This is a genomic window from Treponema sp. R6D11 (assembly GCF_054786075.1).
The window spans coordinates 1-2,164 of record NZ_BDHD01000248.1; the positions used below are offsets into that span (position 1 = coordinate 1).

General features: G+C 52.4%; 1 tRNA gene and 1 rRNA gene. Both read left to right on the forward strand.

The window, feature by feature from the left end:
* Window positions 1-231: 231 nt before the first annotated feature.
* Window positions 232-305, forward strand: a tRNA-Ile gene (locus tag ACYVTD_RS11845).
* Window positions 306-481: 176 nt separating this feature from the next.
* Window positions 482-2,164, forward strand: a 23S ribosomal RNA gene (locus tag ACYVTD_RS11850); the annotation flags it as partial.

Genomic DNA, 2,164 nt, shown 5'->3' on the forward strand with positions numbered 1-2,164 from the left:
ACAAGGTAGCCGTACTGGAAAGTGCGGCTGGATCACCTCCTTTCACTTTGAAAGGGAAGGGGTTTGCGATGCAAACTCCAAACTTGGGCTAATTAACCCAAGTATAAAAAATGGTTCGTTGAACCGTCGTTTCGAAAGAAACGAATCCAAACATATTCCTTCATGCGAACGCGCGAGCGTTCGCAATCTCTCCCCTTTTCGTTTTTAACATCGCATAACGCGGTGCAAACCGGGCCGGTAGCTCAGTCGGTTAGAGCACTGCTCTGATAAGGCAGGGGTCGGTAGTTCAACTCTACCCCGGCCCATGTACTATCTAATGAAATACAGGCTATTTCATATATGTAGTTATTTGACAAATAACGGCCACGAAAGTGGAAGTTCAGGGACGGAAAATGAAACGTAAAGCGTTTCAAAATGGAGTTTCAAAGAGCGAAACTCCGCTTTGACAATGTCCGAAAGGATTTTGTCGGAACAATAATATGGTCAAGCGAAATAAGGGTTTATGGCGGATGCCTTGGCGTATCAAGGCGAAGAAGGCCGTGGCAAGCTGCGAAAAGCGGCGGGGAGGAGCAAACATCCATTGATCCGCCGATAGCCGAATGGGGTAACCCACCTGGCGTGAGCCAGGTATCCGTGAATGAATAAATAGTTAACGGAAGCGAAACTGGGGGAACTGAACCATCTAAGTACCCCGGGAAAAGAAATCAACAGAGATTCCGAAAGTAGCGGCGAGCGAAATCGGAAGAGCCTAAACCGTCTTTCAGACGGGGTTGCAGGACCGCGACGTCTTTGTTTCCATCGCAGCGGAAAGGCTTGGGAAAGCCTGCCGGAGAGGGTGAAAGCCCCGTAAGCGAAACGGTGGAGATGAGGTAGCGGTATCCTAAGTACGGCGGGGCACGAGAAACCCTGTCGGAATCCGGGTCGACCACGATCCAAGGCTAAACACTGGATACGACCGATAGCGCAGAAGTACCGTGAGGGAAAGGCGAAAAGAACCCCTGTGAGGGGAGTGAAATAGAACCTGAAACCGTAAACCCACAACATGTCAAAGCCCGATTCGTCGGGTGATGGCGTGCCTTTTGTAGAATGAGCCTGCGAGTTACGATGTACAGCGAGGTTAAGGCTTGGAAGAGCCGGAGCCGGAGGGAAACCGAGTCTGAACAGGGCGAATTAGTTGTACGTCGTAGACCCGAAGCCAAGTGATCTAGTTATGCGCAGGTTGAAGGCAGGGTAAAACCTGTTGGAGGACCGAACCCTAATCTGTTAAAAAAGGTAGGGATGACGTGTGACTAGGAGCGAAAGACTAAACAAACTTGGAAATAGCTGGTTCTCCCCGAAATGCCTTGAGGGACAGCCTTATCAAAACCTTAAGCAGGTAGAGCACTGGATGGACTAGGGGGCTTCACCGCCTACCAAACCCAATCAAACTCCGAATGGCTTAAGGCAACTGATGGGAGTGAGACTGCGGGCGACAAGGTTCGTAGTCGAGAGGGAAAGAGCCCAGACCGTCGGCTAAGGTCCCGAATAGCATGCTAAGTGTGAAATGATGTGCCATGGCGCAGACAGCCAGGAGGTTGGCTTAGAAGCAGCCACTCCTTCAAAGAGTGCGTAATAGCTCACTGGTCGAGTCATGACGCGCAGACAATGTAACGGGGCTAAGCATGCAACCGAAGCCGCGGAATCGCGCAGCAATGCGCGGTTGGTAGGGGAGCATTCCACGGACCGACGAAGGTATACCGTAAGGTATGCTGGAGGGGGTGGAAGAGAGAATGCAGGTATAAGTACACGAAAAGACGGGTGAGATCCCCGTCCGCCGAAAGCCTAAGGATTCCTGGGTAAAGGTCATCTGCCCAGGGTAAGTCGGCCCCTAAGACGAGGGCGAAAGCCGTAGTCGATGGGAAACCGGTTCATATTCCGGTACCGTTCTTGGTTTTAAGGGATGACGCGTGAGGTGAAACCCGGCCGGGCGACGGTTGTCCCGGTCAAAGCCGCGAGCTACAGGTGGCGGAGGAAACGCCATTTGGTAAGCGGTTACAGCGAGCCGACCCACGGGAAGGCGAAGCGGGCGTAATCAAGGCGCCGAGAAATAATCCCCTCTAATTAGGCCAGGAAGACCGTACCGCAAACCGACACAGGTAGGCGGGATGAGAAATCTAAGGCGCTC